This window comes from Methylobacterium frigidaeris, from assembly GCF_022179185.1.
Taxonomy (GTDB): Bacteria; Pseudomonadota; Alphaproteobacteria; order Rhizobiales; family Beijerinckiaceae; genus Methylobacterium; species Methylobacterium frigidaeris.
In genome coordinates this window covers 1-479 of the sequence record NZ_BPQJ01000144.1, presented here as the reverse complement: position 1 = coordinate 479, position 479 = coordinate 1, and the positions used below count along the sequence as shown (strand labels likewise).

Sequence of the window (479 nt, the reverse complement as noted above, 5' to 3'; positions counted from 1 at the left end):
CTTCTCGTTCCACATCCCGGGTGACATTCCCGACCTGCAAAGCCTGCACCTCCAGGTCATGGATCACAGCGTATGCACCCTGACATCTGCCATTGTGGCGTTCATCCCGCATGAGGCGCTGCTCGACCTGACGGCCACCTTCCCGGGGATCACAGGGGTCCTCTGGCGCGACACGCTGGTGGATGGGGCGGTCTTCCGGCAGTGGATGACCGGGATGGGACGGCGTTCGGCCTGCCAAGCCATCGCGCATCTGTTCTGCGAGCTATACGTTAAGCTTGAACAGATCGGGTTGGCGCGGGATCACGCCTACCGCCTACCGCTCACGCAGTCGGAACTCGGCGACGCGCTCGGGCTGTCGAACGTCCACGTCAACCGCGTGCTCAGGGACCTGCGCGACAAGGAGTGGATCACGCTTGCGGGTGGGAGGCTACAAATTAACAAATGGCAGGAACTCGCTGACCTGTGCGAGTTTGATCCTG

1 protein-coding gene is annotated in these 479 nt (G+C 62.0%); it reads left to right on the top strand.

Annotation, left to right across the window (positions count from 1 at the left end):
• Positions 1-479, top strand: a 479-nt coding sequence (locus MFF64_RS36610; protein ID WP_238193932.1) for a Crp/Fnr family transcriptional regulator, incomplete at both ends; no start/stop codon positions are given.